Source organism: Sulfitobacter sediminilitoris (assembly GCF_010667575.1).
Taxonomy (GTDB): Bacteria; Pseudomonadota; Alphaproteobacteria; order Rhodobacterales; family Rhodobacteraceae; genus Sulfitobacter; species Sulfitobacter sediminilitoris.
The window spans coordinates 358,143-384,521 of the sequence record NZ_JAABNT010000002.1; the positions used below are offsets into that span (position 1 = coordinate 358,143).

Consider the following 26,379-nt stretch of genomic DNA (forward strand, 5'->3'; position numbering starts at 1 on the left):
ATGCGGAGACCCACAGATGCGACTAGTGACATTTCAACGTGCGGATAAGAGCCAATCCTACGGCACGGTCGAAGGCGACCTGATCCGCGATGCAGGGGCGGTTCTGGGCGGTACCTATCCCGATCTCCGCAGCGTCTTGGATGCGGGTGCGACGGCTGATTTGGACGGCAAAGGCGATACAATCAAGATGTCTGACGTGACTCTGCTGCCGCCAGTACCGAACCCCGAAAAAATTCTGTGCATCGGCCTGAACTACCTGCCGCATATTCTGGAGTCCGGGCGCGCGAAACCAGAATACCCGTCAATTTTCACGCGGTATCCGGCATCCGTTGTCGGACATGGCACGCCGATTGAGCGCCCCTTGGCAAGCCGTGAATTTGACTATGAGGGCGAATTGGCCCTCGTGATCGGGAAGGCCGGTCGTCACATCTCAGAAGACGATGCATGGGATCATATTCTGGGATATTCGTGTTTCAACGAAGGGTCGGTGCGCGACTACCAGAATCACACGACGCAATTCTGGCCGGGCAAAAGCTTTGAGCGTTCGGGTGCGATGGGGCCGTGGATTGTGACCTCAGACGAAGTCGGCGACATCACCGCACAGACCCTCACCACGCGGGTAAATGGAAACGTCGAACAGCACGCGCCAATCTCGGACCTCGCCATCGGCATCCCGGAGATCATCGCCTATGCATCGACGGTCCTGACGCTGAAGCCGGGAGATATCATTGTCACCGGAACGCCCGGTGGCGTTGGACGGTATCGCAAGCCGCAGCTGTTCCTTGAACCCGGCATGTCGGTTGAGGTTGAGATCAGCGGCGTCGGAACGCTGGTCAATGGTGTGATCGACGAACCCAGTGCCTGACCCCACAAGCACCGGGCCGGTCCCTCGTCAGAGCGTCAGAACCGTCGATCCGATCGTCTCGCGCGCTTCCAGCGCACGGTGGGCGTCTGCGACCTGCTCCAGCGGAAACCGCTGACCGATTTTGACTTTGACGTCACCGGAGACGACCTTGCCCAGGACATGGCGCGCCATGTCTTGGCAACGCTCCGGGTCAGCCGTGTAGGTAAAGAGCGTTGTCCGCGCGACCTTGAGCGATCCCTTTGCCGCCAGCGTCAGTAGACTGACAGGCGGTACCGGGCCAGAGGCGTTACCAAAAGACATCATGATGCCCAGCGGTTTGAGACAATCGAGCGAGGCATCAAACGTGTCCTTACCCACGCCGTCCATGACCACGTCTACACCCTTGCCGTTGGTGATCTCTGAAACGCGCTCCACAAAGTTTTCCGTCCGGTAATTGATCACATGCGCGGCCCCATGGGCGCGTGCCAGTTCGCATTTTTCATCGGTACTCGCAGTACCGATCAATTCGATCCCTTCGGATTTGGCCCACTGGCACGCCAAGAGGCCCACACCCCCTGCCGCTGCGTGGAACAGAACCTTTTCCCCCTTCGCAATCGGATAGGTTCGATGAAACAAGTATTCTACGGTCATGCCCTGCAGCATGATCGCCGCCCCTTCCTCGAAAGACAGCGCATCGGGCAGCGGACAGACCTGCGCGGCCGGCATCACACGAACATCGCAATATGCACCGGGTGGCATCGCGGCGTAGGCAACGCGGTCACCCACTGCCAGATGTGTGACGCCATCACCCACCGCCTCGACCGTGCCGGAAGCCTCCATGCCAAGAGCATGAGGCATCTCAAGCGGATACAGCCCGGTTCTTTGATAAACATCGATATAGTTCAGCCCGCAAACCGCATGCCGCACACGGACTTCTCCTGCGCCCGGTTCGCCAACTTCCTGCTGCCTGAGTTCAAGAACCTCGGGCCCACCGGGTTTCGAAATCACAACGGCGCGTGATGTTTGACTTGTCATGGCAGATGCTCCTGATCAGTGGATTTCCCTCAATCCTTTGTGGCAGGTGCTCGCAAAACGTCAAGCGCGTGCTCTGACGAACGATGAATGGTTCAGGACTAACCGGAGAGGAGGTTTCAGTGGTGAGCCGTGCAGGATTCGAACCTGCGACCCACTGATTAAAAGTCAGTTGCTCTACCAACTGAGCTAACGGCCCACGCTGGCTGTACTTAGAAAGGTGCGCCCAAGGGGTCAAGCCCATAAAACGTTAAATGATGGACGCATGCTGGATATGTCGCATGGGCCGGGTTATATGCCCGGAATGACCGGAGATTCCGCAGATAGCTTGCCCTTTATGAAGATGCATGGGCTGGGAAACGACTTTGTCGTGGTGGACGCACGTGTGCAGGATTGGGCAATCACACCAAAGGTGGCGAAGGGAATCGGTCATCGGCACTTTGGTGTGGGATTTGATCAGCTTGCCGTCATCTCAAATGGGACGGGCGATGCGCATCTGACGTTTTTCAACGCTGACGGTTCCACGTCAGCGGCCTGCGGAAATGCAACCCGCTGTATTGCGCGATTTCTGATGCAGGAAAGCGGCAAGACCAAGCTGCATCTTACGACAGATCGAGGCACCCTGCTGGCTGAGGATGTGGGCGACGGGCTAACGGCGGTCAACATGGGTCAGCCGCAGCTTGATTGGCAAGAGATCCCGCTTTCCCATGAGCTTGATACGCTTGAGTTGCCGATTGATGGTACGCCCACCGCGACCGGTATGGGAAATCCACATTGCACCTTCTTTGTTGAGAACGTTGGCGACGTCGATCTTGCGCAGTTTGGACCAGGGATTGAGCATCATGCCCTTTTTCCAGAGCGTACCAATGTGCAGATCGCCCAGATCATCGGACCTGACCATATCCGTATGCGTGTCTGGGAACGCGGTGTGGGGATTACCCTCGCATCTGGTTCTTCTTCCTGTGCAACGGCGGTTGCGGCGGTGCGGCGGGGGCTGACCAGCCACAAGGTCCAGATTGATCTGCACGGCGGCACCCTGCACGTGGACTGGCGCGATGACGGCGTTTGGATGATCGGGCCGACCGCGCATGTCTTTAGCGGGACGCTTACACCAGATTTCCTAGAGAGCATCTCATGAGCGCTCCAGTATTCTCAAACCACGGTTGCCGTCTGAATGCCTATGAGGTTGAGGCCATGAAAGACCTTGCGGGGCAAGCGGGTCTGGAGAATGCGGTCATCGTCAATACCTGTGCCGTGACAGCCGAAGCCGTGCGCAAGGCGCGGCAGGATATCCGCAAGCTGCGCAAGGCAAATCCGGATGCGCGGTTGATCGTAACAGGCTGTGCTGCACAAACGGAGCCGGATACCTTTGCCAAGATGGGTGAAGTGGACGCCGTCATTGGCAATACAGAGAAGATGCAGCCCGACACGTGGCGCGGTCTGGCCGCCGATTTCATCGGTGAGACAGAGGCCCTGCAGGTCGATGACATCATGTCGGTCACTGAAACTGCAGGACACCTGATTGACGGGTTCGGCACACGCAGCCGTGCGTATGTGCAGGTGCAGAACGGTTGCGATCATCGCTGCACGTTTTGCATCATTCCGTTCGGTCGCGGCAATTCACGGTCGGTTCCGGCAGGGGTTGTGGTCGACCAAATCAAACGGCTGGTGGACAAGGGGTTCAACGAGGTGGTGTTGACCGGCGTAGATCTTACCTCGTGGGGTGCGGACCTTCCCGCCGCCCCCAAGTTGGGCGATCTGGTCATGCGCATTCTCAGACTCGTACCGGACCTGCCGCGCCTGCGGATCAGTTCCATAGACAGCATCGAGGTTGATGAGAACCTAATGCAGGCAATCGCGACAGAGCCGCGGTTGATGCCGCATCTTCATCTGTCTCTGCAACACGGCGATGATATGATCCTCAAAAGGATGAAGCGACGTCATCTGCGTGATGATGCGATTGCTTTCTGTCACGAAGCCCGCCAGCTGCGGCCGGAAATGACCTTTGGTGCAGATATCATCGCGGGCTTCCCGACCGAGACGGAAGAGATGTTCGAGAATTCGCTAAAACTGGTGACGGATTGCGATCTTACGTGGCTGCACGTTTTCCCCTATTCGGCCCGTCCCGGGACGCCCGCCGCGCGCATGCCCGCCGTGAATGGCCGCTACATTAAGGAACGTGCCAGCTTATTGCGCGCTGCGGGTGAAGCTCAGGTGTCAAAGCATCTGGCAGCGCAGCTGGGCAAAGAACATCGTATCCTGATGGAAAACCCAACGATGGGACGGACAGAGCAATTTACCGAGACCGTATTCAGCTCTCCACAGATTGAGGGGCAGATCGTGACTGCCACCATTCGACACGTCCAAGGCGCGCAACTGGCTGCTTGACAGACATAGTTTGCGATCACAGCGATCTGAACTAGGCTATCCTTTTTGCCGGGAGGGCGGGATATGAGTGACGTGATTGAATGGGTGCTTGAGATGCGGGTGCAGGACGGACAGGCAGATAGCGTTCAGCCCTTGCTGGACGAAATGGTTGCCGCCACGCAGGCAGATGAACCGGGCGCATTGCACTACGAATACTTCATGCCCGAAGACCGCAGCACTTGCACGGTTCTGGAGCGCTATTCGGACAACGCTGCTGTGATGACCCATCTGGGCAATTTTGGCGCAAAATTTGCGGACAGGTTTCTCACTGCCTTCGCGCCGATACGTTTTACGGTCTACGGGCCGGCCAATGATGAAGTTCGGGCAGCGCTTGCCGGTTTCGGGGCCACGCATCAAGAGCGCGTGGCAGGCTTTCATCGTTAGAACCGCGCTACAAAAAAGCCCCCGCAGCGGAACTGCGGGGGCTAGAATGGTCTAGGAAGTGTAAGAGATCAGTTCTCTTCTTTCATCCGCCGCTTAACCGGCGCCCAGATACGTTTGTTCGTCAGGTACAGCAGCACCGCGAGGACGGTCAGGAAGATCACCCCGGCAAAACCGGCCTGCTTGCGCGCCATCATTTTGGGTTCAGCGGTCCACATCAGGAAGGCAGATACGTCTTCAGACAAGTGGTGCAGGTCGGTTGAGTGACCGTCAGCATACTCGACATCGTCGCCATACAACGGTGGTGCCATCGCGATCCAACCGCCCGGAAACGCCGTATTTTCATAGAACACAACGCCGGCCTGTTCTTTCTCTTCGCCGGTATATCCAACCAGCAAGGATGCGATGTACTCAGGGCCGCCGATACCTTTGAAAAACTGGTTGATACCCAGCCCGTACGGACCGTTGAAACCAGCGCGCTTTTTCGCCATCAAAGACAGGTCAGGCGCAGTTTCGAGGTTTGATTCAGGGAAGTGGTCGGTCGGAACCGCTTCGCGGAAATCATCCAGCTCGGCGTCATACACTTCGTACTGCTTGGAGTATTCGATGACTTGCTCTTCGGGCAGCATTGGTCCGCCCTCATCACCGAGGGTCCGAAGCGGGACGAACTTCAGGCCGTGACAGGCTGAACAAATCTCGGTGTAGACTTGAAGACCACGCTGAAGCTGGTTCACATCGTAGGTGCCAAAAGGACCCTCGAACGAGAAATCGAAATCTTCAATGTGGGTGTCCGTTGCCCCGGCAGCCAGAGCACCGGAGGTGCTCAGGCCAAACACCACAAGTGCGGAGGCGGTCAGTTTCTTGATCATGCTCATTTTCATTACTCCGCAGGCTCCACGATGGTTTTCGTGCCACCGACATTTTTGGCATAATGCGCTTTGTAGTCTTCCTCGATCGTCGCAGGCTGCGGAAGGGGCTTTTCAATCACTCCAAGCAGCGGCAGGATGACAAGGAAATACGCAAACCAGTAGGCCGACGCGATCAGCGAGAAGGTCGCATAGGGCTCTTCCGCAGGCATCGCACCCAGCCACATCAGGGCAAAGAAGTCGACGACCAGCAGTGCAAACCACCATTTGAACATCGGACGGTAGCGGCCCGAACGCACGTTTGAGGTATCCAGCCATGGCACAGCAGCCATGACCGCAATCGCACCGAACATCGCCAGAACACCAAAGAACTTAGCGTCGATGATGCCACCTGTCAGCGTCTCCGCGATGATCACCACCCACACATCAGATGTGAAGGCACGCAGGATTGCGTAGAACGGCAAGAAGTACCATTCGGGCACGATGTGCGCAGGCGTCGCTAGTGGGTTTGCTTCGATGTAGTTGTCAGGGTGACCCAGGTAGTTCGGCATAAAGCCGACAACCGCAAAGAACACAGCCAGAATAACCGCCAGCGCAAACAGATCTTTGATCACGAAATAGGGCCAGAAGGGCAGCGTGTCTTTTTCCGCTTCTTCCTTGGACCCGCGACGGACCTCAACACCTGTTGGGTTGTTGTTGCCTGTCGTGTGGAAGGCCCAGATGTGCAGGATCACAAGACCCGCAATCAGGAATGGGAACAGATAGTGCAGGCTGAAGAAGCGCGTCAGTGTGGCATTGTCCACCGCTGGTCCGCCCAACAGGAACGTCTGCAGCGTGTCACCGACAAACGGGATCGCGCCGAACAGGCCGGTGATCACGGTCGCACCCCAGAAGGACATCTGGCCCCATGGCAGCACGTAGCCCATAAAGGCCGTCGCCATCATCAGCAGGTAGATCAGCATTCCGATGATCCACGTGACCTCGCGCGGTGCCTTGTAGGAGCCGTAGTACAGACCACGGAAAATGTGCGCATATACCGCGATAAAGAACAGCGATGCCCCGTTTGCGTGCATGTAGCGCAGCATGTGGCCGCCGTTCACGTTCCGCATGATATGCTCAACAGAAGAGAACGCGAGGTCCACGTCAGGCGTGTAGTGCATCACCAGAACGATGCCGGTGATGATCTGCAGCGCCAGACAGAAAGTCAGAACGATACCCCAGATCCACATCCAGTTCAGGTTCTTGGGCGTGGGGATCATCAATGTGTCATACAACAGGCCAACAACGGGCAGGCGGCGGTGCAGCCACTTTTCTCCGTTTGAGGTTGGCTCGTAATGGTCGTGAGGAATTCCAGACATATCTTTCTCCCTTAACCCAGTTTGATCGTGGTTTCGTCCACGAATTCAGCGACAGGCACTGGCAGGTTGGTGGGCGCAGGCCCTTTGCGAATGCGGCCCGCCGTGTCGTAGTGCGAACCGTGGCAGGGGCAGAACCAGCCGCCGAAATCACCCGCGTCGCCCAAAGGAACGCAGCCAAGGTGCGTACATACGCCCATCATCACCAGCCATTCACCCGCCTCATCCAGCGTGCGGTTAGCGTCCAGCGCAGGCTCGGACCCGTTAATGTTTTCGTTCTGCGCGATAGGATCTGGCAGATCCGCCATATCGACGGCGCGCGCAGCTTCAATTTCTTCTTCGGTCCGACGGCGGATAAAAACAGGCTTACCCAACCATTTAACTGTCAGTTGAGAGCCCACTTCGAGGCTGCTGACGTCAACCCGGATCGACGACAGCGCAAGCACGTCTGCGGATGGGTTCATCTGATTGACGAGGGGCCAAACCGCAGCACCTACAGCCACTGCGCCAGTCCCAGCCGTCGCATAGTACAGGAAATCCCTACGGGTGCCTGCGTGATCTTCTGCGTTGGACACGTGTTTTCTCCAATCTTTAAGGACCCGACGGGCCACTGGAAATTTGGGCAGCGCAAATGCACAACCCGGTTAGGGGGCTATCTAGCTTGCCGACCCCGGTGCGTCTAGATGCCAAAGACGCGCAAACCGTCGCACTGTGGGGTTAAGATCATGGAAATCGGGGTAAACTGACGCAATTAGCCTGCCGGAGGCCGGGTAGCCTGCATGGATGGACGCGAATCGAAGTTTTCGAACCAAGCGGCCAGTGCATCGTTCCCTGCACGCCAACCGCGTGCATCATGGCGGAAATCAACGTATCCCAACGCGCAGGCCACAGCGATCTGGCCCATGTCGAGAGGACCGGACAGATGGCTCATCCAGCGAGTATTCAGAGCCGCACAGGCGCGGGCGATCTTGTCCCACTGCGCATCGGCCCATGCGTCCATGCGCTTGTCTTCCGGGCGCAAACGCGATTCGTAGGTAATCAGCAGGGCGGCATCCAGAATACCGTCTGCTGTAGCTTCAAGCGTCAGAATATCCCAATGCCCCGCGCCTTTGCCATAAAGGCTGCCGCCGGCACGGTCGTTCAGATAGGCGCAAATTACCCGACTATCATAAAGCGCCGGTCCCTCTGACCGCTCCAATGCGGGCACTTTCCCCAAAGGATTGCTGGGCAGCAGCCCCTCGGCCGGATCAAATGGCGTGGTGGCAAGGTTCTCCAGTGCGACATCGTCCAGCTGTCCGGTTTCATGCAGCAACACCATGACCTTGCGGACATAGGGCGAGGTCGGGGAGTAGGCGAGTTTCATGAGATTTCTCCAACTTATGTTCGGACAAAGTATCGCCTGCGTGCGGCACGGGCGCAATCACGGCTTTGTACCATTGCTCTTTATCAGTCGCGAGGGGATACGCCCTGCATCAACGCAGCCAGGATATCTGCCTCTGCGCCAAATCCATATGCCTTGGCGTGCTCTGCTGCACTTGCGCGCACGGCATCCGGCTTGTTCTGTCCCAGTTTCCACGTTCCATCGACGTCAGTGATCTGCATCCGGCAAGGCACGATCATCCGCATCATCTTGTCCATGACGCAATCAGACATCTTTGCGGTTTTCCAAGGCACCTTTGGCAGCAGCCGATCTTCATAGACAGCCGACTGCCGGTCCAGCAAATCGTGCAGTTCTTCGTGCGGACGCAACTCCAGCACACCGGTCAGATGCACGGCAATGTAATTCCATGTCGGCACCTGATCGATCACGCCATACCAGTCAGGAGAGATGTAACTGTCAGGCCCCGAAACCGCGATCTTGGCCTGCAGAGGTTCTTTCAATGCACGGGCAATGGGGTTGGAGCGGACCAGATGCAGTTCAGCGACCTGACCATCCTCGCTTAGCAAGAAGGGCACATGGCTCAGCATCGGGGCGTCAGGTCCATTGACCGACAACACGCCAAAGCCACGCTCTCTGGCAAAGCCAAGATTCTGCGCCGTCTCGGCATCATGATAGATCGGGTTGGGATGCATGAGCAGACTTCCTGTGACGATACGTCTGACTTGCACAGACCACATCTTCCCGGCAGGGTGCAAGCATTCTCAGGGCGGGGTGGAATTCCCCACCGGCGGTGGGAGGGCGCACCCTCAAGCCCGCGAGCGCAACGTGCCCCGTTTCGGGGCGCTTGGTCAGCAGACCCGGTCAAAGTCCGGGGCCGACGGTTAAAGTCCGGATGAAAGAGAATGCGCGCATTTTGCTGACGCCTTCGGTGCGTCGGTAGCTGCGTGTGATCGCCTTGGGTGGAGACGTGTCTGAACCTGAAGGAGATCAACATGACACATGGCAATTCAGCCCCCGCCCGTTTCGCATTCATAAAGGCACAGTGGCATGCAGATATCGTGGACCGCAGTCTGGATGGATTTCTGGAAACCATTCCTGCCAGCACTGTCGATGTATTTGACGTACCCGGCGCATTTGAACTGCCGCTTATGGCGCAGAAACTTGCAGCTACCGGTCGCTATGACGCGATTGTTTGCGCTGCCTTTGTCGTTGATGGCGGCATATACCGTCATGACTTTGTCGCCAGCGCTGTCGTTGATGGGCTGATGCGCGTGGGTCTTGATACAGGGATACCGGTCCTGTCTGTATCGCTGACCCCTCACCAGTATCAGGAGACCGATCATCACAACGCCATCTATCGGGACCATTTCGTGGTTAAGGGACGCGAAGCGGCCTTTGCTGCGCTCAAAATGGTTGAAACGCGCGCATTGATCGCCGCGTAAAACAGTTGCTTAGACAGAACAGGCCCAGCGGGTTCGAAAACGCTGGGCCACATCGACAGACGTGCCGCCCTTCTCAGGGCCGCTTCGGCATTGGCAATCTCAAGTGTCCGAAGCCCGTGGCAGGCCCTAGCCAAGGTACGCCTTTAGTTCCGGCGGTGGATTTTGCATCAAGGCCGCCGCTGGTTGTGGTGCCTCTGCGCGGCCTGATCCCACAAAGATCACCTCATCCGCAATGCGCCGCACATCTTCAGGCGCGTGGGTGACCATGATCAGCCCTGCGCCTGTCTCGGCCACCAGCTGCTGCACCAGTTGCAGCATCTCATTGCGCAGGGCTGGACCCAATGCCGCGAAGGGTTCATCCAGCAAAACCCAAGGGCGTGCTTGCACCAACACCCGCGCCAGCGCCGCACGGCTTTGCTGGCCACCGGACAAGGCATTCGGTTTCTTGGTCATCTGATCCCCAAGTCCGACACGAACCAGCGCCGCCTCCACTCGCGCCTTTTCCTCGCTGGTCAGTCGCAGATCGGGCTTGATGCCCAGCCCGACATTTTGCAGCACCGTCAGATGTGGAAAAAGATTATTGTCCTGAAAGAGCATCGTCATGGGCCGTGCGCCCGGATCTGCGTTGGTGATCTCCGTCTCACCACAGAACAACCGGCCGGCCGCCAGCGGCACGAACCCACAAAGAGCACCCAGCAGCGTTGATTTCCCGGCACCGGATGGCCCGATCACTGCGTACTTCCGACCATGTTTAAGAGTCATATCCGCAGCAAGGCGGAAATCGCCCTGCGTAATTTCAAGCCCCTCAAGCCTCAGCATGCCAGCGCCCACCCCTGTCACAAACCCAGAAGATGCCCAGCGCCATCACCAACAGCAAGAGCGCCGCACCCGCCGCCGCCTCCATCTGATATGCCCCCATCAGGCGGTACATCTGCAAAGGCAGCGTGGCCCGTTCCTGATCAGCAAAAAGAGTGATGACACCCAAATCCCCAACCGACAGCGCCCCGGTCAAGCCAGCAGCGAATCCGATCTGCGGTGCGAGGCGGGGCAAGATCACCCAGCGCCATAATGGCCAGCCCTTCAGGCGCAACGTTACACTTAGGCGGCCAAAATCCTGCAACGTGTCCCGCAGCCGCGGCACCATGATCCGCAAGCAGAAGGGCAGGGCCATCAGCGCATTGACCAGCGCCGTGACCGGCAGCGCCAGATCGGCAGGGTTCATCAGCGGATTGATCAGGATGAACCACCCCGTCCCGATCATCAGCGGCGATGCCGACAGTCCCAACAGGCCGATGGCCTCCGTCCCGCCTGTGCGCCCCGAAGCGATCCAACCCGCCATCGGCAAAGCCAGCGCAAGCAAGACCAGTACGCTTATTATGGCAACATATAATGACAGCCCCGCCGCCGCCCAGACCTGCGGTGGCATCACAGCCAGCCCCGCCATTCCGCGCAGCACAACAGCGCACAGCGGTAGCAACAGGAACGCAGCGGCAAGCGTGATTACAACGGTATCCTGCACCCGCTGCGCACCGCCCAGCGCATCCCAGCGTCGCAAGGGCCGATCCTGACCACCGCCCATCGATATCGATGGAATGATCGACAGCGCCAGCACCGCCGCAGCGCCTGCCAACACCAGCTGCGTCACTGACAAAAGCGCGGCACGACCCAGATCAAAGTCGAAACGGAACGCCTGATAAATAGCGAGCTCCACCGTTGTCGCCTTTGGCCCGCCACCCAGCGTCAGCGCAACCGCAAAGCTGGTCAGGCAGATCACGAAAATCAAAGCTGTTACTCCCGGCACAACCTGCCGCAATAGCGGCCATTCAAGGGTCCGGAACATGGCCCAAGGCGTAAGTCTGAGTTGAGCTGCCAGACGGAAGCGTTCAGCGGGCAGGGTTTGCCAGCCCTGCAGCAACAACCGCGTCGCAAGTGGCAGGTTGAAAAATACATGCGCCAGCACGACACCATGCAGGCCATATATCGATACGGGGGGCAGACCGACGGCCTCGAAAACCACGTTTAGCCAACCGCTCCTGCCAAACACCGTCAGCAATCCCAGCACGGCCACGATCACTGGGAGGATAAACGGAGCGCCCAGAAGCGTGACCAGTATTGCCCTGCCCCGAAACCGGCGCCGGGCAAAGGCGCGCGCGACCGGAACGGCCAGCACAACCGAAAACAGTGCCGACAGGACTGCTTGCCAGACAGTGAACCGGATCGCGGCCCAGTCAGAGCTCAGGAAACCTGCGCCCACCTCTGCCCGCGAGACCACTGCCAGCAACGCAGCAACGATCAGTGCCACGACCAAGGCCGCAGCGCCGATGCCAGACTTTACGCTTACTGAGAGAGCGCGCCGAGCCACTCGGCCAATGCCTCATCCCGGAGCGCCGGTACCTTGTCCGCGTCGATCAGGCGGGCGTTTTCAGGCTTCACCAGCGCCTCGAACCCTTGGGGCAGACCGCCCGAGGGCATCACCGCCGGATACATCCAGTTGGTCGTCGGCAGGATCGACTGCGCCGCATCAGACACCATGAAATGCATGAACTTTTCCGCAAGTTCCGGCTGGTCCGATCCCGCCAGGCGCCCCACCACTTCGATTTGCATGTAGTGGCCTTCGTCGAATATCGCCGCTGCCTTGCTTTCATCTTCTTCGGCGATGATGTGATACGCGGGCGAGGTCGTATAGCTCAGCACCATATCCGCTTCTCCTTCGAGGAAGAGACCGTAAGCCTCGGACCAACCCTTGGTGACGGTCACGACGTTATCTGCCAAGCCTTCCCAGATCGCCGTTGCCTCTGCCCCGTAAGCATCTTTGACCCACATCAGCAGGCCCAGCCCGGGCGTGGAAGAGCGCGGGTCCTGAATAACGATCTTCAGATCACTCTTGCCCAGCGCCTTGAAGTTCGCAGGCGGGGTCAGATCCGTATTATGAACAAAGGCGAAATAGCCCCAGTCGTAAGGCGCGAAGGTATTGTCGGTCCAGTCAATCGGCAGCGCATAGTCTGCGGTGACTGCGGTCTCGGTAAACAGATCCGTTTCCTTGGCTGCCGCGATCAGGCTGGTATCCAGACCAAGCACCAGATCAGCGTCAGACCGCGTGCCTTCCAGCTTTAATCGCGCCAGCAGCGCAGCGCCATCGCCGTTGCCGACGAATTTCAGGTCGCAGGCGCAGGTTTCCTCAAACGCCTTTTCGATCTGCGGACCGGGACCCCAGTCCGAGACGAAGCTGTCATAGGTGTAAACAACAAGTTCAGGTGTATCGGCCGCGGCTGCTGTCGCGGCGAGTGTGGTGGTAGCAGCAAGTGCAAGATACTTCATGGTATCCTCCAATTTGCGGCGTCGAGAGGTGTTGGAAGTATGCCCAGACCTTCCCTCCGCCGGTGTTAACCGGTTCAGGTTCAACGGGTCAGCTTGCGCAATCTCAGCCAGTGGATGGCCCCCCGAGGTGACGGAACAGGTAGTTCGGACGGTGCTGTAAGGCAAGGCAAAAGACGGCCCAAAGAGCAAAGTGGATCTCTCTGGCCCTATCTGCCGTTTCAAACGCGTCTGTGCCTTTACCCGAAATGGGTCCCATTTCACGGCAGAGGCCCATGCGATGCTCAGACGTTACTGCGCAGCAAGCAGCCTGATTATCCTCGAAATTGGCGCATGACCTTTGGATCAATGGTGCCTGCGCAAAGGAGCCCACCCCAAAGCGCGCCGGGGATTCCCGGACTTGCGACATCCTGACCCGCAAGGAAAAGACCCGGAACCGGTGTCCGGGCACGCAGGGCATCCGACACGACGCGTTCTGGAGTTACATCAAGCCCATAGAACGCGCCTTTGCGGTGGCCTGTAAAGCTGACGGTGGAAAGTGGTGTCGACAGTTCCCGATAGACCACCAGCTTTGCAAGATCGGGAAAATGTTTCTCGTATTCTGCCATCAGGGTTTTCTCCGTCCGACGCTTGAATTCGGCATAATCGTCGCCCCGTGCGCCTGCGGGCAGGTCGGCCCATTTTTCCACTGTCTTCCAATCAGCCCACACAAGGAACTGGCCCATATGCTTTTGCCGCTCTCCGGGGTCATGTGCCGGGTTCTTGAGGGAACCAAAGGACGCAACCATACATGGCGGGGGTCCGTCGGGCGCGTCTGTCCAGACGGCATCAACCTTGCCTTCGGGATAAATCCAATGGTTTGCTTTGGTGGCCCCAGCGGCTTCAACATCACCTTCAAAGCCAAGAAACAGGGTAAAGTGCGCGATGCTTGGGGGCAGAGCGCGGATTTCTTCAATCCAGTCGTCGTGGCCACAGTTTTCAGGCAAGAGCGTGTCAATCGTTTCCCGCGCACCGATATCCGACACGACAGCCTTCGTGTGGAATTCCGTTCCATCGTCAGTCCGGACGCCGACAACTGTGTCGCCTTCAAAGACCAGACCAGTCACACGGACACCAGCGCGGGCCTCGCCGCCATTTTTGGTGATCGTCGGAATGATGTGGTCCGCAAAGGCGGCGCTGCCTCCTACCGGATACCATGATCCGCTCGGCAGATAGGCCCCGGCAATCAAGGCATGTATCGCAAAGCTGGCTTTGCTTGGCCGCCCTCCGTGATCGCCCCATTGCGCAGCGAGCACAGCCGCAAGCGCCGGGTTGTCCGTGATGTCGTCAATGACCTCCCGCGTGGTGCGGGCGCACCACTTTTCAATCGCATGGCGGTTCCACCAGTCAAGCATGTCGCCTGCGATTTCAGGCATTGCCCGAGTTGGAAACACCTTGAGCATGGCATCCTGACCGTCGCGCAGCGCCTGGGTCCAGGCCTCGATAGCCTCGGCGTCATCTGGAAAACGGTCTTTGAGATCTCTCTCCTGCGCTTCAAAGGGCCGGGAAAGGGACAGCGGTTCAGCAGATCCGATATGCAAGTAATCGTAGACCGACCCCAAGGGTACAAATTCGATCGGCGTGTCGGACAGCCAGTCTATCAACCGGCGCACGCGGTCTTCAGGGGCCATTTCGCTGAGGTAATGTATCCCGACATCCCAAGAAAAACCCTCGCGGGAAAAGCTGTGCGTCAATCCGCCTAGCGTTTGGTGCTGCTCAAGCAGAAGCACCTTATGTCCGACTCTGCTTAACGCTGAAGCGGCTGCCATCCCCCCCATGCCTGAGCCGATGACTATGACGTCCCAACGATCTTTCTCTGAATCGGTCATTTCGTGACCCCCATTTGTACTTGCGGTTGCCAGCGCCACCTCTACCGACAGGATGTCTTGGCAGGCCTGCAAACTGGCACGGGGCGTTGTCTTGTGCCCTAAGGCTACAGTCACGGTCAGATCGAAAGTTGACTTAACTCAATCGGCACGCAGCCCGCCAAAACCTTGATCGCGCGGCAACGATGCGTGGTGCTTCGTTGTCTGAAAGGCCACCTATCCGACCGTCTCTGTCAAAGTGGCGTCGCTGGACCGGGACACTCTACACCTTGAGGCCCAGCGTTCACCTCGCTAATGCTCTCCCTTAACAGGAGCACGCCCATGTCCATGAACTCTTTCGGTCATCTTTTCCGCGTCACCACCTGGGGTGAAAGCCACGGGCCTGCCCTTGGGGCTACGGTCGATGGCTGCCCTCCGGGTGTGCCGATTGACGAGGGCATGATCCAGCACTGGCTCGACAAGCGCAAACCCGGGCAGAACAAATACACCACTCAGCGCCGCGAGCCCGATCAGGTGAAAATCCTGTCCGGCACCTTTGAGGGGGTGACCACAGGCACCCCCGTGCAGCTGATGATCGAAAACACCGATCAACGGTCCAAGGACTATGGCGATATCAAGGACAAGTTCCGTCCCGGTCACGCCGACATTACCTATTTCCAGAAATATGGCATCCGCGATTATCGTGGCGGCGGGCGGTCCTCGGCGCGGGAAACCGCTGCCCGCGTCGCCGCCGGTGGCCTTGCCCGCGAGGCGATCAAGGCCCTTGCGCCCAATCTTCAGATCACCGGCTATATGGTCCAGATGGGACCGCACCAGATCAACCGTGATGCCTTTGACTGGGACCAGATCAACGAAAACCCCTTCTGGGTGCCTGACGCGAAGGCTGCGACAGACTGGGCGGATTATCTGGATGGTCTGCGCAAATCCGGCTCCTCGGTTGGCGCAATTATCGAAGTCACCGCGCGCGGCGTACCCGCAGGCCTTGGCGCACCGGTCTATGGCAAGCTTGATACCGATTTGGCCGCCGCCATGATGAGCATCAATGCCGTCAAAGGTGTCGAGATCGGCGAAGGCATGTCAGCCGCCATGCTGACGGGCGAATTGAACGCTGACGAAATCTATATGGGTAACGATGGACAGCCTCGGTATTCGTCCAACCATGCGGGCGGTATTCTGGGTGGGATCAGCACAGGGCAGGATGTGGTCGTGCGTTTTGCCGTGAAACCGACCTCAAGCATCCTGACCACCCGCAAGACCATCACGAAATCGGGCGAAGAAACCGAGATCATCACCAAGGGCCGTCACGATCCCTGCGTGGGCATCCGTGCCGTCCCTGTCGGCGAGGCGATGATGGCCTGTGTGCTGCTGGACCATCTGCTGTTACACCGTGGTCAAGTGGGCGAAAACCAAGGCCGTATCGGTTAACCCGATCAGCCTGATCGATGCGAAGTCAAAAGGTTCTCAGGCCGGTTCTTATGCACGGTTTAGACCAGTCCATCACGCAGGCGTGAAGAGAAAATCGTCGCACATCGCGACTGCATCCCTCAATTCCTCAGGCAAAGCTGCTATGTTTCACGGACAGATCGAAATGTCTGCGGAACCCGGCAGGCTGATCGCAAGACGACCGGAGGATTTCAAATGACCCTTAAGTCAAAGACACGCCGCACCCTTCTTGCAACCGCTGGTGCATTTCTGGCGACAAGCGCCACGGGCCTATTCGTTCCGGCCCGCGCCAAGGGCCTTGCGCCAACGCCAACCATGCGGGGTGGGGCCAACAATTATCGTCCCGGCGCGCCCATCGTTGACCGCATCGGCGGCGGCGGTTTCTGGATGACGGGCACCGTGCGCCGCGCCGGCGATGGCGCACCACTTGCCGGGCAGCGTATCCAGATCTGGGCGCATACAACCGAGGGGCACGAACGCGATCCGCAAAGCCATGGTGCCACGCTGACCGACGCGAACGGCATTTTCCGCCTTGAGATGCCCCAGATCGTCCCTGCCTTTGGTCAGGCGCATGGGCATCTTGCCTACGAAGGGGAGGGGTTTCAGACGGTGTTCCTGCGCCCCGTCATGTCAAGCGCCAAAGATACCACCCTGAATGCGGATTTCGTCCTTCAGCCGGTCTGATATCTGTGGCCTCGCCAGCAAAGCGTCCTGTCAGCCAGCTTTTCATATGGGCTGCCCTGTGCATTACGGTTGTTCTGCCGATTGCGGCAGCAGCAACAAGTCCTCTGCTGGCGTGGCGCGATCCAGTGTATATCCTTGCGGGATTTGCAGGTGTCATTGCAATGACCCTTATCCTGCTCCAGCCATTGCTGGCTGGTGGGTATCTTCCTGGCCTTTCCGTTCCCCGTGGGCGGCGTGTGCATCGCTGGATTGGCACAAGTTTGGTTGTCGCGATTTTGGTCCATGTCTTGGGCCTGTGGATCACCAGCCCGCCGGACGTGATTGATGTCCTTCTCTTCAGATCCCCCACACCGTTTTCCGTTTGGGGCAACATTGCCATGTGGGCGGTATTCGCTGCCGCCTTTATGGCGGTGTTCCGCAAACGGTTACGCGTCAAACCACCGATATGGCGTGTTGGTCACACGATCCTGGCCGCATTGACCGTGGGGGGAAGTGTGGTGCATGCGATGTTGATCGAAGGGACAATGGAGACTGTATCGAAGGCAGCTCTTTGTCTTCTTGTCGTGTTAGCAACCGCGAAAGTGATCGTTGATCTGCGCGTTTGGGCTAGCTTCAAGCGCAGACGTGAAGGATAGAACGGCTATCCCCGGCCTTCGCGATCGCACCGCGCGAAACACCCCCGATCCACTTGAGATTTGTCTCTTATCTGCCAGACTCAACCTGTCAGGAAGGGGCAGCAGGCATGTACACGCACGTCAACGGAGCAAGATTGTACTTTGATGTGGACGGTGAAAGCCTAACACCCGATGGCCCGCAGATGCGCGAGAAACCGACGGTGATCATGGTCCACGGCGGACCGGGTGCAGATCACACCGTCTCAAAACCCTATTTCAGCCAACTGACAGATATCGCTCAGGTCATCTATTACGATCATCGCGGTAACGGACGCAGCGATTTCAGCGACGAAAGCAAATGGAACCTTGAGCAATGGGGCGCCGACCTCAAGGCATTATGCGATGCACTGGGCGTAGGAAAACCCATCGTGATCGGCACATCCTTCGGTGGTTTCGTCACCCTGTCCTACGCCACGCAGTTCCCGGACCATGCGGGTGGTCTGGTCTTGATCAGCACGGCGGCGAAGGTCGATTTCCCGACCGTTTTCCAAGCGTTCGAAAGACGTGGAGGCAAGGCCATCGGCGATATTGCCAAAACCTATTGGACAAACCCAACTGATGAAGGGCGCGCCTTGTACAGGGAGATGTGTGTGCCGTTCTACAGCTACAAAAAGAAAGAGTCTCAAGACTGGCTCTCGCGGATCCTGTGGCGCAACGAGACGGCCCTTCATTTCAACGGGCCGAACAATGAACATGGGCGCATGGATTTCCGTGCAGACCTTGGCAAGATAACCTGCCCGGCCTTGGTGATGGTGGGCGAGGAAGACCCGATCACGCTACCTGAATTCAGCGAGGTCATCGCAGAGGGATTAGGGTCAGATGATCTGGAATTCATCCGGTTTCAGAACTGTGGGCATGGGGTCGTTGGCGACAAACCAGACGAGGCGTTGGCCGCAATTCGGCGCTTTGTGAGCGGCGCACCCTAGGAACCAAGTCACACGCTTGCACTTTGCCGGACAGGGGCGCATGAAGCTTTCATGTCGAAATCCCTGACCCAGAACCGACCCGGACGCGCCATCGCATTAAAGATTGGCGCGGTCTTTTTGTTCATGGTGATGGCGGCGCTGATCAAGGCAGCATCGGGTCAGGTGCCCCCCGGCCAAGCGGTGTTTTTTCGTTCGCTCTTTGCGATTCCGATCATCATGGGCTGGCTCTGGCAACAGGGGCACCTGCATGACGGGCTGAAAGCGAACAATATCCTTGGCCATGTCTGGCGCGGCCTGTTTGGTACCTGTGCCATGGGATTGACCTTTGCAGGACTTGCGCTTTTGCCCCTGCCGGAGGTCACCGCCATCGGATACGCCACGCCGATGTTCACCGTGATCTTTGCGGCGATCTTTCTTGGCGAACGTGTGCGGCTCATTCGCCTTTCTGCTGTCGCACTTGGGCTGATCGGGGTGATGATCGTCATCGCGCCGCGCCTTTCGCTCGATGACAGCTACACACGCGCGGCCGCATTGGGTGCGCTGATGGTTCTGGTCGCGTCAATCCTGCGCGCCCTGGTCCAAATTCATGTCCGACGCCTTGTCCAGACCGACACAACCAGCGCCATCGTCTTCTATTTCTCGCTGACCGCGACAGTCGTTTCCCTGCTGACGCTCCCCCTCGGATGGCTCATTCCCCATGCGTCACTGGCCTGGACCAATCCCGGCCTCAACGTCATTGGCCTTGTCATCTGCGCGGGCCTTATCGGTGGCGTGGCGCAGATCATGGTGACATCGTCCTATCGTTTTGGCACCGCCTCGATGCTCGCGCCTTTCGACTATGCCTCGATGATTTTCGCCACGCTGATTGGCTGGCTTGTCTTCAGCGAAGTGCCGACACTGACCATTCTTGTCGGTGCAGCCCTTGTCATTGCTGGCGGTGTGCTCATTATCTGGCGCGAACGCCAGCTGGGGCTTGACCGCAGCAAATCGAAACCCAGCACTGCGCCTTCCGGCACGCCAAACTAAGGACGACCCATGTCAGACGATCACAAGCAAAAGATGCAGGAGCGCCAAGCCAAGCAGCGCGCCAAGGTGGCAGAGCTGCAGGACCCGGAAAAGGGCCTCGTGCTGATCCACACCGGCGCAGGTAAAGGTAAATCCTCAAGCGCGTTTGGCGTGATCGTCCGGGCACTTGGCTGGAAACAGAAGGTTGGCGTTGTCCAGTTTATCAAGGGCAAATGGAAAACCGGTGAGCGCCAGTTTTTCGACCGTCTGGGCGAGGTGACCTGGCATACAATGGGCGAGGGGTTCACTTGGGATACGCAGGACAAGGAACGCGATATCGCGGCCGCGCAGGCCGCCTTTGCCAAGGGCCGCGAGATGATGGAAAGCGGCGACTATGATCTGATCGTCATGGACGAGATCAACATCGCCATGCGCTATGACTACCTGTCGGTCGAAGATGTCATTGCCGGACTCGACGCACGTGACAAGCGCACCGCCGTCATCCTGACCGGACGCGATGCAAAGCCTGAGCTATGTGACTACGCCGATCTGGTGACCGAAATGACCGAGGTCAAGCATCCGTTCAAGGCGGGCATCAAGGCCCAGCGTGGGGTGGACTACTGATGGCCGATACACCAGCGAAAGTCGCCCTGATCACAGGCGCGGCACGGGGCATCGGCCTTGCGACTGCACATCTGATGGCCGCCGACGGCTGGCGGGTTGCGCTGCTGGACCGGGATGAGGATGCTCTGAAAGAGGCTGCAGCGCAATTTGATGGCGCCGCGCTTAGCCTGCTGCATGATGTTTCCGACCCGCAGGCCGCGCCGCAGGCCATCCGTGAATGCGTGACTCATTTCGGGCGGCTGGACGCGCTGGTCAACAACGCTGGCGTGGCTGATTTCGGACCCATCGAAGAAACTGACTTTGCCCGCTGGCGCCGCGTGATGGAAACCAATCTTGATGGCGTGTTCCTGATGTCTCAGGCCGCGATCCCGGCGCTCAAGGAAACCAAGGGGGCCATCGTCAACATCGCGTCGATCTCTGGCCTGCGGGCATCCACCCTGCGCGTGGCCTATGGCACGTCCAAGTCTGCCGTCATCCAGTTGACACAGCAACAAGCGGCAGAACTGGGCGAATATGGCATCCGCGCGAATGCGGTTTGCCCCGGTCCTGTGCGGACGAAACTGGCAATGGCCGTACATACCCAAGACATCATCGACGCATACCATGACGCCATCCCGCTGAACCGCTATGGATCAGAGCGAGAAATAGGTGAAGTCATCGCGTTTCTGTGCAGTCCAAAAGCCAGCTATGTCACGGGACAGATCATCGCCGCTGACGGCGGTTTCCAAAGCACTGGTGTCGGCCTTCCTGCACTTCGAACGCTCTAGGGCAATTCATTCAGGATCTGTGATCGAACTTTTTGTCATGTAAGCCCTCCGGGACATGGCCATTGTTACGGGTTCCAATTCACTACAACCGCGCCAAGATAGATCACCTGGGCGATGCGGTTTGCCGGAACAATTCTGTAAAAGCCTCGCTCAAATCATTTCATAGGAAACGCAAAATCTGCGTTCCAGCGGATGCAAATCACTCCGCTGACGGCGGGCTGGCCCTCTTTGGCGACAATGCACCGCCTGCATACTCAAGACTCGCGCAACACGAGAATCGTGGTAGCCTGACCTTCTTCAAGGGAGGATAACCATGAACAAGAACCACATTTTCGCTGCTGCCGTTGCGCTTGGCTTTGGCGCGAGTGCCGCCATGGCAGAGGATTGCGCACCGTCTAAATGGGGTGCGGAAGACACGATCGGCTCGGCCAATTTGGTGACGCCAGAACGCACGCTTGAGGCCGCTAAACTGATCAAACAGGGCAAATCCATGCCTCTGGGCATCACCATCGGGCCGGACACACCTGCCTTCCCGCCCCGATCACTCAGCCTGCAGGTGGTTCAGCCAAACCAGCAGGGCGGTCAGAAGCTGACGGGGTTCGGCTACGAGGGGAATTACAACGACGACGTCCTGCAAACCTGGATCGGCATCGGCTAGCAGCTTGACGGTCTGGGACATCTTGGTGAGCACGGGATGTATTACAACTGCCTGGACGAGAAAGAAATCAGCGTCATCACAGGTTTGACCAAGCTTGGAACCCACGACGTGCCGCCACTGGTGGGCCGGGGTGTGATCCTCGACATGGCTGCGCAGGCGGGCGTGGATGTGATGGAGGCCGGCCAAAGTTTTGGCTCGGCAGAGATCAAGGCAGCGGCAGAGGCGCAGGGCGTGGAGCTGCGCGAGGGTGACATCATCCTGTTCTACACCGGCTGGACCGATGTCACCTTCGTTGAGAATCCCGCGCTTTGGGGTCAGGCCGAACCCGGTCTCGACAATGAAGGCGCGGAATATCTGGCCTCGCTCAATCCTATGGCAGTCGGGGCCGATACCTGGGGACTTGAGGCCGTCCCGCCCAAGGAGGGCGACAAGGTGTTCTACGGCCATGTGACGTTCCTTAAGAAAAACGGCATCTACATCCTTGAGACGATGAACGTGGGTCCGCTGCTTGATGAAGGCGTAAACGAGTTCATGTTCGTGCTGGGCCAGAACCGTATCCAAGGCGCGGTTCAAGCGATGATCAATCCGGTGGCGTTGTACTAAACGCTGCCTCGATGCTCCCGATGCGAAACCGGGAGCATCACCCCGTCTTAAGGCGCCGTCTTCCAGTCACCGTTATTGTTCCACCAGCGGTGGGGGTTGTCGCTGTAATCCAATCCCCTACACAGGCTGCGTAACACCTCCTGCACGATGATGACTGGCTCATAATAGCTGTGCACTTCGTAGATCGCTTCGATCACCGCATCCAGAACGTTCTCATCCCGCGGCAGGAAGAACCGCATCTCGTTTACACCGGGCCTTCGCCGCAGCTCATCCTCAGCCCCGGCAGGCGTCCCCTCACGCGGGCGATAGTATTCCTGCCCACCCGGTGTGCGGTATCCGTTGCGATCAGTATTTCCCTGCACAAGCGGCGTGATGGCACAGATGGCGTCGAACACGCGGTCAATGTCTTCGGCCGGGGCCTGATAAGTGATCAGCCACATCGGCTGCATTTCGATGGGTCGGGTGTCGAAACCGGTCTGGATGATCTGTAACAAGGGGGGACTCCTCAATTCAATCTGAGGAGGAGATAACAAAAGCCTGCTGACAGCAGGGTGTCAGCAGGCTTGTTGATTATTCGATTTCTGAGAAGGGATGCGGGTTATGCCCGCACCAGCTTCTCGTAGCTTTCCGCGATATCCCGCGTCAGTGCGCCAACCTCAAAGTTGTAATCCCCGATTTGGCCCACCGGGGTCACTTCGGCGGCAGTGCCGGTCAGCCAGCATTGCTCAAAGCCTTCCAGTTCTTCGGGCATGATATGCCGCTCGTGTACTTTGACCTGCTTGTCATTCAGCATGCCAATCACCGTTTGCCGCGTGATCCCGTTCAGAAAGCAATCAGGATCGGGCGTGTGCACTTCGCCGTCTTTGACGAAAAAGATGTTCGCGCCAGTCGCTTCTGCCACGTAGCCGCGATAGTCGAACATCATCGCGTCGGAGCAGCCCTTGGCCTCTGCCGCGTGCTTGGACATGGTGCAGATCATGTAAAGACCCGCTGCCTTGGCATGGCTGGGAATTGTCTCGGGCGAGGGGCGCTTCCACTTGGAGATGTCCAGTTTCGCGCCCTTCATCTTGGCGTCACCGTAATACGCGCCCCATTCCCATGCGGCGATGGCCAAGCGCACAGGATTGCGGGCGGATGCCACGCCCATGTCCTCACCAGCCCCGCGCCAGGCGATGGCGCGGACATAGGCATCCTGCAAACCCGACGCGGCGAGCGTTGCGACCTTGGCTGCCTCAATCTCGTCCACGGTCCAAGGGATTTCGAAATCGATCATCTGCGCAGAGCGCTTGAGACGCTCGGAATGCTCGCGGCTTTTGAAGATCTTGCCGTTGTAGGCCCGCTCGCCCTCGAACACCGATGACGCGTAGTGCATCGCATGGGTCAGGATATGGACATTGGCGTCACGCCAGTCCACCAGCTTGCCATCCAGCCAGATCTGGCCATCCCGATCATCATATCCCGCCATCGTACACCCCTTTCGAGTACCAACTATTTTAAGAATGTTGCGCCGCTAGGTCCGGTTCGGACATTTCCTGTCGCAAAAGCTGCGATTCCCTAGCCTTTCACCCTTGGAGTGTCAACAAGGCTGACATAAACTGACGCTGAACGAGATGAAGAGGCACGCAATGTCTGACGGACGACAGACTTCCGCTGTCAGGGGCGATACGCTGCTCTTTCTGACGGATGAACAGCTGCGGCAAGGCAGCGAGGCGATGTTCTTTGCCTATCGGGGCTTTACCGCCGATCCTGACCGCATTCTTGCCGATCTGACCTATGGTCGGGCCCACCACCGGGCGATCCATTTCATCGGGCGCGCGCCGGGCACGACTGTGAACAACCTGCTGAATATTCTCGGTGTTACGAAACAGTCCCTCAATCGTGTGTTGCGCACTTTGATCTCTGATGGTCTGGTCGAAAGCAGGGTAGGGCGGAACGATAAAAGGGAGCGGCACTTGCATTTGACGGACGAAGGCCGTGCCTTGGAACAGAAACTGTCCGATGCCCAGCGCGCGCGCCTGCGTGCCGCGTTTCGCGAGGCCGGACCCGAAGCCGTCGCAGGTTTCCGCACCGTTCTTGAGGCGATGATGGATCCCGAAATGCGCGCCAGCTATGCAAAGCTCAGGGAGACCGGCCAGTGAGCGAGATGGACTCACACCTGCTGATCGTCGACGATGATGAGCGGATCCGCACCCTCTTGCAAAAATTCCTGATCCGCAACGGTTTCCTTGTCACAGCCGCACGCGATGCTGCCCACGCAAGGCGCATTCTGTCAGGCCTCGACTTTGACCTGATCGTGCTGGACGTGATGATGCCGGGCGAAGACGGGTTGGCCCTGACCGCGAGCTTGCGCGAGACCATGCAGACGCCAATCCTCTTGCTGACCGCCAAGGGCGAAACAGACAACCGGATCGAAGGGTTGGAAGCGGGGGCGGATGATTACCTCGCCAAACCGTTTGAACCCAAGGAGCTGCTTCTGAGGATCAATGCAATCCTGCGGCGGATGCCCGATACGAGTGCGGAAGACACCGCGCCCAAGGTCCTGTCGCTGGGTGCCATCCGGTACGACATGGAGCGGGGAGAGATGTGGCAGGGCGACGATCTGGTGCGCCTGACGGCCACAGAAATTCAACTTATGAAAATATTCGCTGCCCAAGTTGGAGAGCCGCTGAGCCGTGCGAAACTGGTCGAGGAGTTGGGCCGGGATCGGGGACAGGCGCAGGAACGCGCGGTGGACGTGCAGATCACCCGGCTGCGGCGCAAGATCGAGGAAAACCCGAAACAGCCACGCTACCTTCAGACTGTTCGCGGCGCTGGCTATATGTTGGAAACGGATTAGCAACAGCCGACCCGGGTCAGAGGCACGAAAGGTAAAGAGAGCCGGAAAAGAGATACAGCCGCACATCTGGAAGCCAGTGGCGATCCCCGTTATGGGTGGACAGTGAGTTTTGATGTGAGGCGCTGTGATGGCTGATACACCGATTGAAGAGATGAACTTTGAAACTGCCATGGCGGAGCTTGAAAAGGTTCTGGGCCAGTTGGAACGCGGCGATGTAGCACTGGATGAAAGCATCGCGCTTTATGAACGTGGTGCCGCGCTGAAGGCGCGCTGTGAGACCAAGCTGAAAGAAGCCGAAGAGAAGGTCGCCGCAATCACGCTGGACGGTGATGGCAACCCCGTTGGCACCAAACCTGTCGAAGGGTTGTAAGCACCTTGTTTCGCGAACGGCTGGAGAAAGCGCAGGCAGCGGTTGCTGCCCAGTTTGACCATGTGCTGGCGCAGATGGACGATGTCCCTGTCGTTCGGGCTATGGCTCATGCGACCCATGGGGGCAAACGTCTGCGGGGGTTTCTGGCGCTGGAAACCGCCCGGTTGCACGGAATAGAACCCGCTGCCGCGATCTGGCCTGCCACCGCGATCGAGACGCTGCACGCCTATTCACTGGTGCACGATGACATGCCTTGCATGGACGACGATGACCTCAGACGCGGGCTTCCCACCGTGCACCGCAAATGGGACGAGGCAACAGCCGTGCTTGCCGGTGATGCCCTGCAATCCCTCGCATTCGAGATGGTCACAGCACCGGAAGTGGGTCCGGGTGATGTGCGCGCGAAATTGGCCCGTACCCTTGCGATCGCCGCTGGCGCGCAGGGAATGGTTCTGGGCCAAGCGCTTGATATCGCAGCTGAAACAGCGACGGTGCCACTGACGCTTGAGGAAATCACCGCGCTACAGCAGGGCAAGACCGGTGCATTGATTGGGTGGTCTGCGATGGTGGGCCCCCGCATGGCGGGCGATGATACCGCACCTCTCGCGGCCTATGCCACGGCACTTGGCCTCGCCTTCCAGATTGCCGACGACATCCTTGATGTCGAAGGTGATGCGGACACCGTTGGCAAGGCCACCGGTAAGGACGCGGACGCAGGCAAGGCGACCTTCGTCTCCCTGCTTGGCCTCGACGGTGCCAAAAGCCGCGCGGCGGACCTCGTGCAATCTGCCTGCGATGCACTAAGTATTTACGGTAAAGATGGAGAAACACTTCGGGATGCCGCGCGTTTCGTCGTTGCACGAAAAAGCTGAGAGACTGAA

At 58.4% G+C, this 26,379-nt stretch carries 30 protein-coding genes, 1 tRNA gene and 2 riboswitches; of the genes, 18 read left to right on the top strand and 13 right to left on the bottom strand.

Translation table 11 applies throughout. The annotated features are described in order from the left end of the window. The first annotated feature begins 16 nt into the window (after positions 1-16). Positions 17-865: a fumarylacetoacetate hydrolase family protein gene (locus tag GV827_RS04595; RefSeq protein WP_164352521.1), complete on the top strand. Its 849-nt coding sequence runs from the start codon at positions 17-19 to the stop codon at positions 863-865. Between the two features lie 27 nt (positions 866-892). Here the strand turns inward: GV827_RS04595 and GV827_RS04600 are convergent, their stop codons facing one another. Both GV827_RS04600 and GV827_RS04605 read right to left on the bottom strand, forming a co-directional pair. Beyond that, positions 893-1,879, bottom strand: coding sequence for a quinone oxidoreductase family protein (locus GV827_RS04600; RefSeq protein WP_164352522.1), 987 nt, complete (start codon positions 1,877-1,879; stop codon positions 893-895). A gap of 120 nt (positions 1,880-1,999) precedes the next feature. Beyond that, positions 2,000-2,075 (bottom strand) — tRNA-Lys (locus GV827_RS04605). A gap of 96 nt (positions 2,076-2,171) precedes the next feature. On the opposite strand from GV827_RS04605, the gene dapF reads away from it, so the two are divergent. The 3 genes from dapF to GV827_RS04620 all read left to right on the top strand — a co-directional run bounded on the left by dapF (position 2,172) and on the right by GV827_RS04620 (position 4,687). Further along, on the top strand, positions 2,172-3,014 hold the full coding sequence (gene dapF / locus GV827_RS04610) for a diaminopimelate epimerase (protein WP_164352702.1): 843 nt from the start codon (positions 2,172-2,174) through the stop codon (positions 3,012-3,014). Further along, the gene (gene mtaB, locus GV827_RS04615; protein WP_164352523.1) at positions 3,011-4,264 is read left to right on the top strand and encodes a tRNA (N(6)-L-threonylcarbamoyladenosine(37)-C(2))-methylthiotransferase MtaB; all 1,254 of its coding nucleotides are present in this window, start codon (positions 3,011-3,013) and stop codon (positions 4,262-4,264) included. Before dapF ends, mtaB begins: the two co-directional genes overlap by 4 nt. Before the next feature lie 63 nt (positions 4,265-4,327). Then, entirely contained in the window at positions 4,328-4,687 is a 360-nt protein-coding gene (locus tag GV827_RS04620) for a putative quinol monooxygenase (RefSeq protein WP_164352524.1), read from the top strand. A 68-nt stretch (positions 4,688-4,755) separates the two neighbouring features. On the opposite strand, the gene GV827_RS04625 is transcribed toward GV827_RS04620, so the two are convergent. From GV827_RS04625 to GV827_RS04645, 5 genes are all read right to left on the bottom strand, one after another. Beyond that, positions 4,756-5,553 carry a cytochrome c1 gene (locus GV827_RS04625; protein WP_164352704.1) on the bottom strand — a complete coding sequence of 266 codons (798 nt, stop codon included), beginning with the start codon at positions 5,551-5,553 and terminating at the stop codon, positions 4,756-4,758. An 11-nt stretch (positions 5,554-5,564) separates the two neighbouring features. After that, the gene (petB, locus tag GV827_RS04630; protein WP_164352525.1) at positions 5,565-6,908 is read right to left on the bottom strand and encodes a cytochrome b; all 1,344 of its coding nucleotides are present in this window, start codon (positions 6,906-6,908) and stop codon (positions 5,565-5,567) included. Positions 6,909-6,919: 11 nt separating this feature from the next. After that, positions 6,920-7,480 (bottom strand): ubiquinol-cytochrome c reductase iron-sulfur subunit, encoded by a 561-nt coding sequence (petA, locus tag GV827_RS04635; protein ID WP_164352526.1) that lies wholly within the window; start codon positions 7,478-7,480, stop codon positions 6,920-6,922. A gap of 176 nt (positions 7,481-7,656) precedes the next feature. Then, the gene (locus tag GV827_RS04640; RefSeq protein WP_164352527.1) at positions 7,657-8,268 is read right to left on the bottom strand and encodes a glutathione S-transferase; all 612 of its coding nucleotides are present in this window, start codon (positions 8,266-8,268) and stop codon (positions 7,657-7,659) included. Positions 8,269-8,351: 83 nt separating this feature from the next. Beyond that, positions 8,352-8,978 (bottom strand): FMN-binding negative transcriptional regulator, encoded by a 627-nt coding sequence (locus GV827_RS04645; protein WP_164352528.1) that lies wholly within the window; start codon positions 8,976-8,978, stop codon positions 8,352-8,354. A 61-nt stretch (positions 8,979-9,039) separates the two neighbouring features. Continuing rightward, a riboswitch (FMN riboswitch) is annotated at positions 9,040-9,194 on the top strand. An 84-nt stretch (positions 9,195-9,278) separates the two neighbouring features. Here GV827_RS04645 and GV827_RS04650 point away from each other — a divergent pair. Continuing rightward, entirely contained in the window at positions 9,279-9,728 is a 450-nt protein-coding gene (locus tag GV827_RS04650; RefSeq protein ID WP_164352529.1) for a 6,7-dimethyl-8-ribityllumazine synthase, read from the top strand. A 126-nt stretch (positions 9,729-9,854) separates the two neighbouring features. Here GV827_RS04650 and GV827_RS04655 read toward each other — a convergent pair whose 3' ends face one another. The 4 genes from GV827_RS04655 to GV827_RS04670 all read right to left on the bottom strand — a co-directional run bounded on the left by GV827_RS04655 (position 9,855) and on the right by GV827_RS04670 (position 14,911). Then, positions 9,855-10,547: a thiamine ABC transporter ATP-binding protein gene (locus GV827_RS04655; protein ID WP_164352530.1), complete on the bottom strand. Its 693-nt coding sequence runs from the start codon at positions 10,545-10,547 to the stop codon at positions 9,855-9,857. Beyond that, positions 10,534-12,090 carry a thiamine/thiamine pyrophosphate ABC transporter permease ThiP gene (locus tag GV827_RS04660; RefSeq protein ID WP_164352531.1) on the bottom strand — a complete coding sequence of 519 codons (1,557 nt, stop codon included), beginning with the start codon at positions 12,088-12,090 and terminating at the stop codon, positions 10,534-10,536. Before GV827_RS04660 ends, GV827_RS04655 begins: the two co-directional genes overlap by 14 nt. Next, positions 12,066-13,046 carry a thiamine ABC transporter substrate binding subunit gene (gene thiB / locus GV827_RS04665; protein ID WP_164352532.1) on the bottom strand — a complete coding sequence of 327 codons (981 nt, stop codon included), beginning with the start codon at positions 13,044-13,046 and terminating at the stop codon, positions 12,066-12,068. The genes GV827_RS04660 and thiB overlap by 25 nt, the downstream gene beginning before the upstream one ends. Positions 13,047-13,080: 34 nt before the next feature. Beyond that, positions 13,081-13,181, bottom strand: a riboswitch (TPP riboswitch). A gap of 176 nt (positions 13,182-13,357) precedes the next feature. Then, positions 13,358-14,911, bottom strand: coding sequence for a phytoene desaturase family protein (locus GV827_RS04670; RefSeq protein WP_164352706.1), 1,554 nt, complete (start codon positions 14,909-14,911; stop codon positions 13,358-13,360). Between the two features lie 318 nt (positions 14,912-15,229). Here GV827_RS04670 and aroC point away from each other — a divergent pair, with 318 nt between their 5' ends. The 9 genes from aroC to GV827_RS23560 all read left to right on the top strand — a co-directional run bounded on the left by aroC (position 15,230) and on the right by GV827_RS23560 (position 22,292). Further along, positions 15,230-16,333 (top strand): chorismate synthase, encoded by a 1,104-nt coding sequence (aroC, locus tag GV827_RS04675; protein WP_164352533.1) that lies wholly within the window; start codon positions 15,230-15,232, stop codon positions 16,331-16,333. A 213-nt stretch (positions 16,334-16,546) separates the two neighbouring features. Further along, positions 16,547-17,035, top strand: a complete 489-nt coding sequence (locus tag GV827_RS04680; RefSeq protein ID WP_164352534.1) for a peptidase associated/transthyretin-like domain-containing protein — start codon at positions 16,547-16,549, stop codon at positions 17,033-17,035. 125 nt (positions 17,036-17,160) lie between these two features. Then, positions 17,161-17,670: a ferric reductase-like transmembrane domain-containing protein gene (locus tag GV827_RS04685; protein ID WP_328823113.1), complete on the top strand. Its 510-nt coding sequence runs from the start codon at positions 17,161-17,163 to the stop codon at positions 17,668-17,670. A 107-nt stretch (positions 17,671-17,777) separates the two neighbouring features. Continuing rightward, positions 17,778-18,635: an alpha/beta fold hydrolase gene (locus tag GV827_RS04690; protein ID WP_164352536.1), complete on the top strand. Its 858-nt coding sequence runs from the start codon at positions 17,778-17,780 to the stop codon at positions 18,633-18,635. Positions 18,636-18,686: 51 nt separating this feature from the next. After that, entirely contained in the window at positions 18,687-19,661 is a 975-nt protein-coding gene (locus GV827_RS04695) for a DMT family transporter (RefSeq protein WP_164352537.1), read from the top strand. Positions 19,662-19,670: 9 nt separating this feature from the next. After that, a complete protein-coding gene (gene cobO / locus GV827_RS04700; RefSeq protein ID WP_164352538.1) occupies positions 19,671-20,264 on the top strand; it encodes a cob(I)yrinic acid a,c-diamide adenosyltransferase in 594 nt (197 codons plus the stop codon). Continuing rightward, a complete protein-coding gene (locus GV827_RS04705) occupies positions 20,264-21,031 on the top strand; it encodes an SDR family NAD(P)-dependent oxidoreductase (RefSeq protein WP_164352539.1) in 768 nt (255 codons plus the stop codon). Before cobO ends, GV827_RS04705 begins: the two co-directional genes overlap by 1 nt. A gap of 313 nt (positions 21,032-21,344) precedes the next feature. Continuing rightward, positions 21,345-21,689, top strand: coding sequence for a hypothetical protein (locus GV827_RS23555; RefSeq protein ID WP_235930234.1), 345 nt, complete (start codon positions 21,345-21,347; stop codon positions 21,687-21,689). A 12-nt stretch (positions 21,690-21,701) separates the two neighbouring features. Then, the gene (locus GV827_RS23560; protein WP_268895719.1) at positions 21,702-22,292 is read left to right on the top strand and encodes a cyclase family protein; all 591 of its coding nucleotides are present in this window, start codon (positions 21,702-21,704) and stop codon (positions 22,290-22,292) included. A gap of 47 nt (positions 22,293-22,339) precedes the next feature. On the opposite strand, the gene GV827_RS04715 is transcribed toward GV827_RS23560, so the two are convergent. Further along, positions 22,340-22,786: a hypothetical protein gene (locus GV827_RS04715; RefSeq protein WP_204325711.1), complete on the bottom strand. Its 447-nt coding sequence runs from the start codon at positions 22,784-22,786 to the stop codon at positions 22,340-22,342. 104 nt (positions 22,787-22,890) lie between these two features. Beyond that, a complete protein-coding gene (locus GV827_RS04720; RefSeq protein ID WP_164352540.1) occupies positions 22,891-23,757 on the bottom strand; it encodes a branched-chain amino acid aminotransferase in 867 nt (288 codons plus the stop codon). Positions 23,758-23,917: 160 nt separating this feature from the next. Between GV827_RS04720 and GV827_RS04725 the strand changes: the two genes are divergently transcribed. The 4 genes from GV827_RS04725 (at position 23,918) to GV827_RS04740 (ending at position 26,370) form a co-directional block, all read left to right on the top strand. Further along, positions 23,918-24,430 carry a MarR family winged helix-turn-helix transcriptional regulator gene (locus GV827_RS04725; RefSeq protein ID WP_164352541.1) on the top strand — a complete coding sequence of 171 codons (513 nt, stop codon included), beginning with the start codon at positions 23,918-23,920 and terminating at the stop codon, positions 24,428-24,430. Next, entirely contained in the window at positions 24,427-25,128 is a 702-nt protein-coding gene (locus GV827_RS04730) for a response regulator (RefSeq protein WP_164352542.1), read from the top strand. Before GV827_RS04725 ends, GV827_RS04730 begins: the two co-directional genes overlap by 4 nt. A 127-nt stretch (positions 25,129-25,255) precedes the next feature. Then, complete coding sequence (locus GV827_RS04735) at positions 25,256-25,498, top strand: exodeoxyribonuclease VII small subunit (protein ID WP_164352543.1); 243 nt, start codon at positions 25,256-25,258, stop codon at positions 25,496-25,498. A 5-nt stretch (positions 25,499-25,503) separates the two neighbouring features. Next, a complete protein-coding gene (locus GV827_RS04740; RefSeq protein WP_235930236.1) occupies positions 25,504-26,370 on the top strand; it encodes a polyprenyl synthetase family protein in 867 nt (288 codons plus the stop codon). Positions 26,371-26,379: the final 9 nt, after the last annotated feature.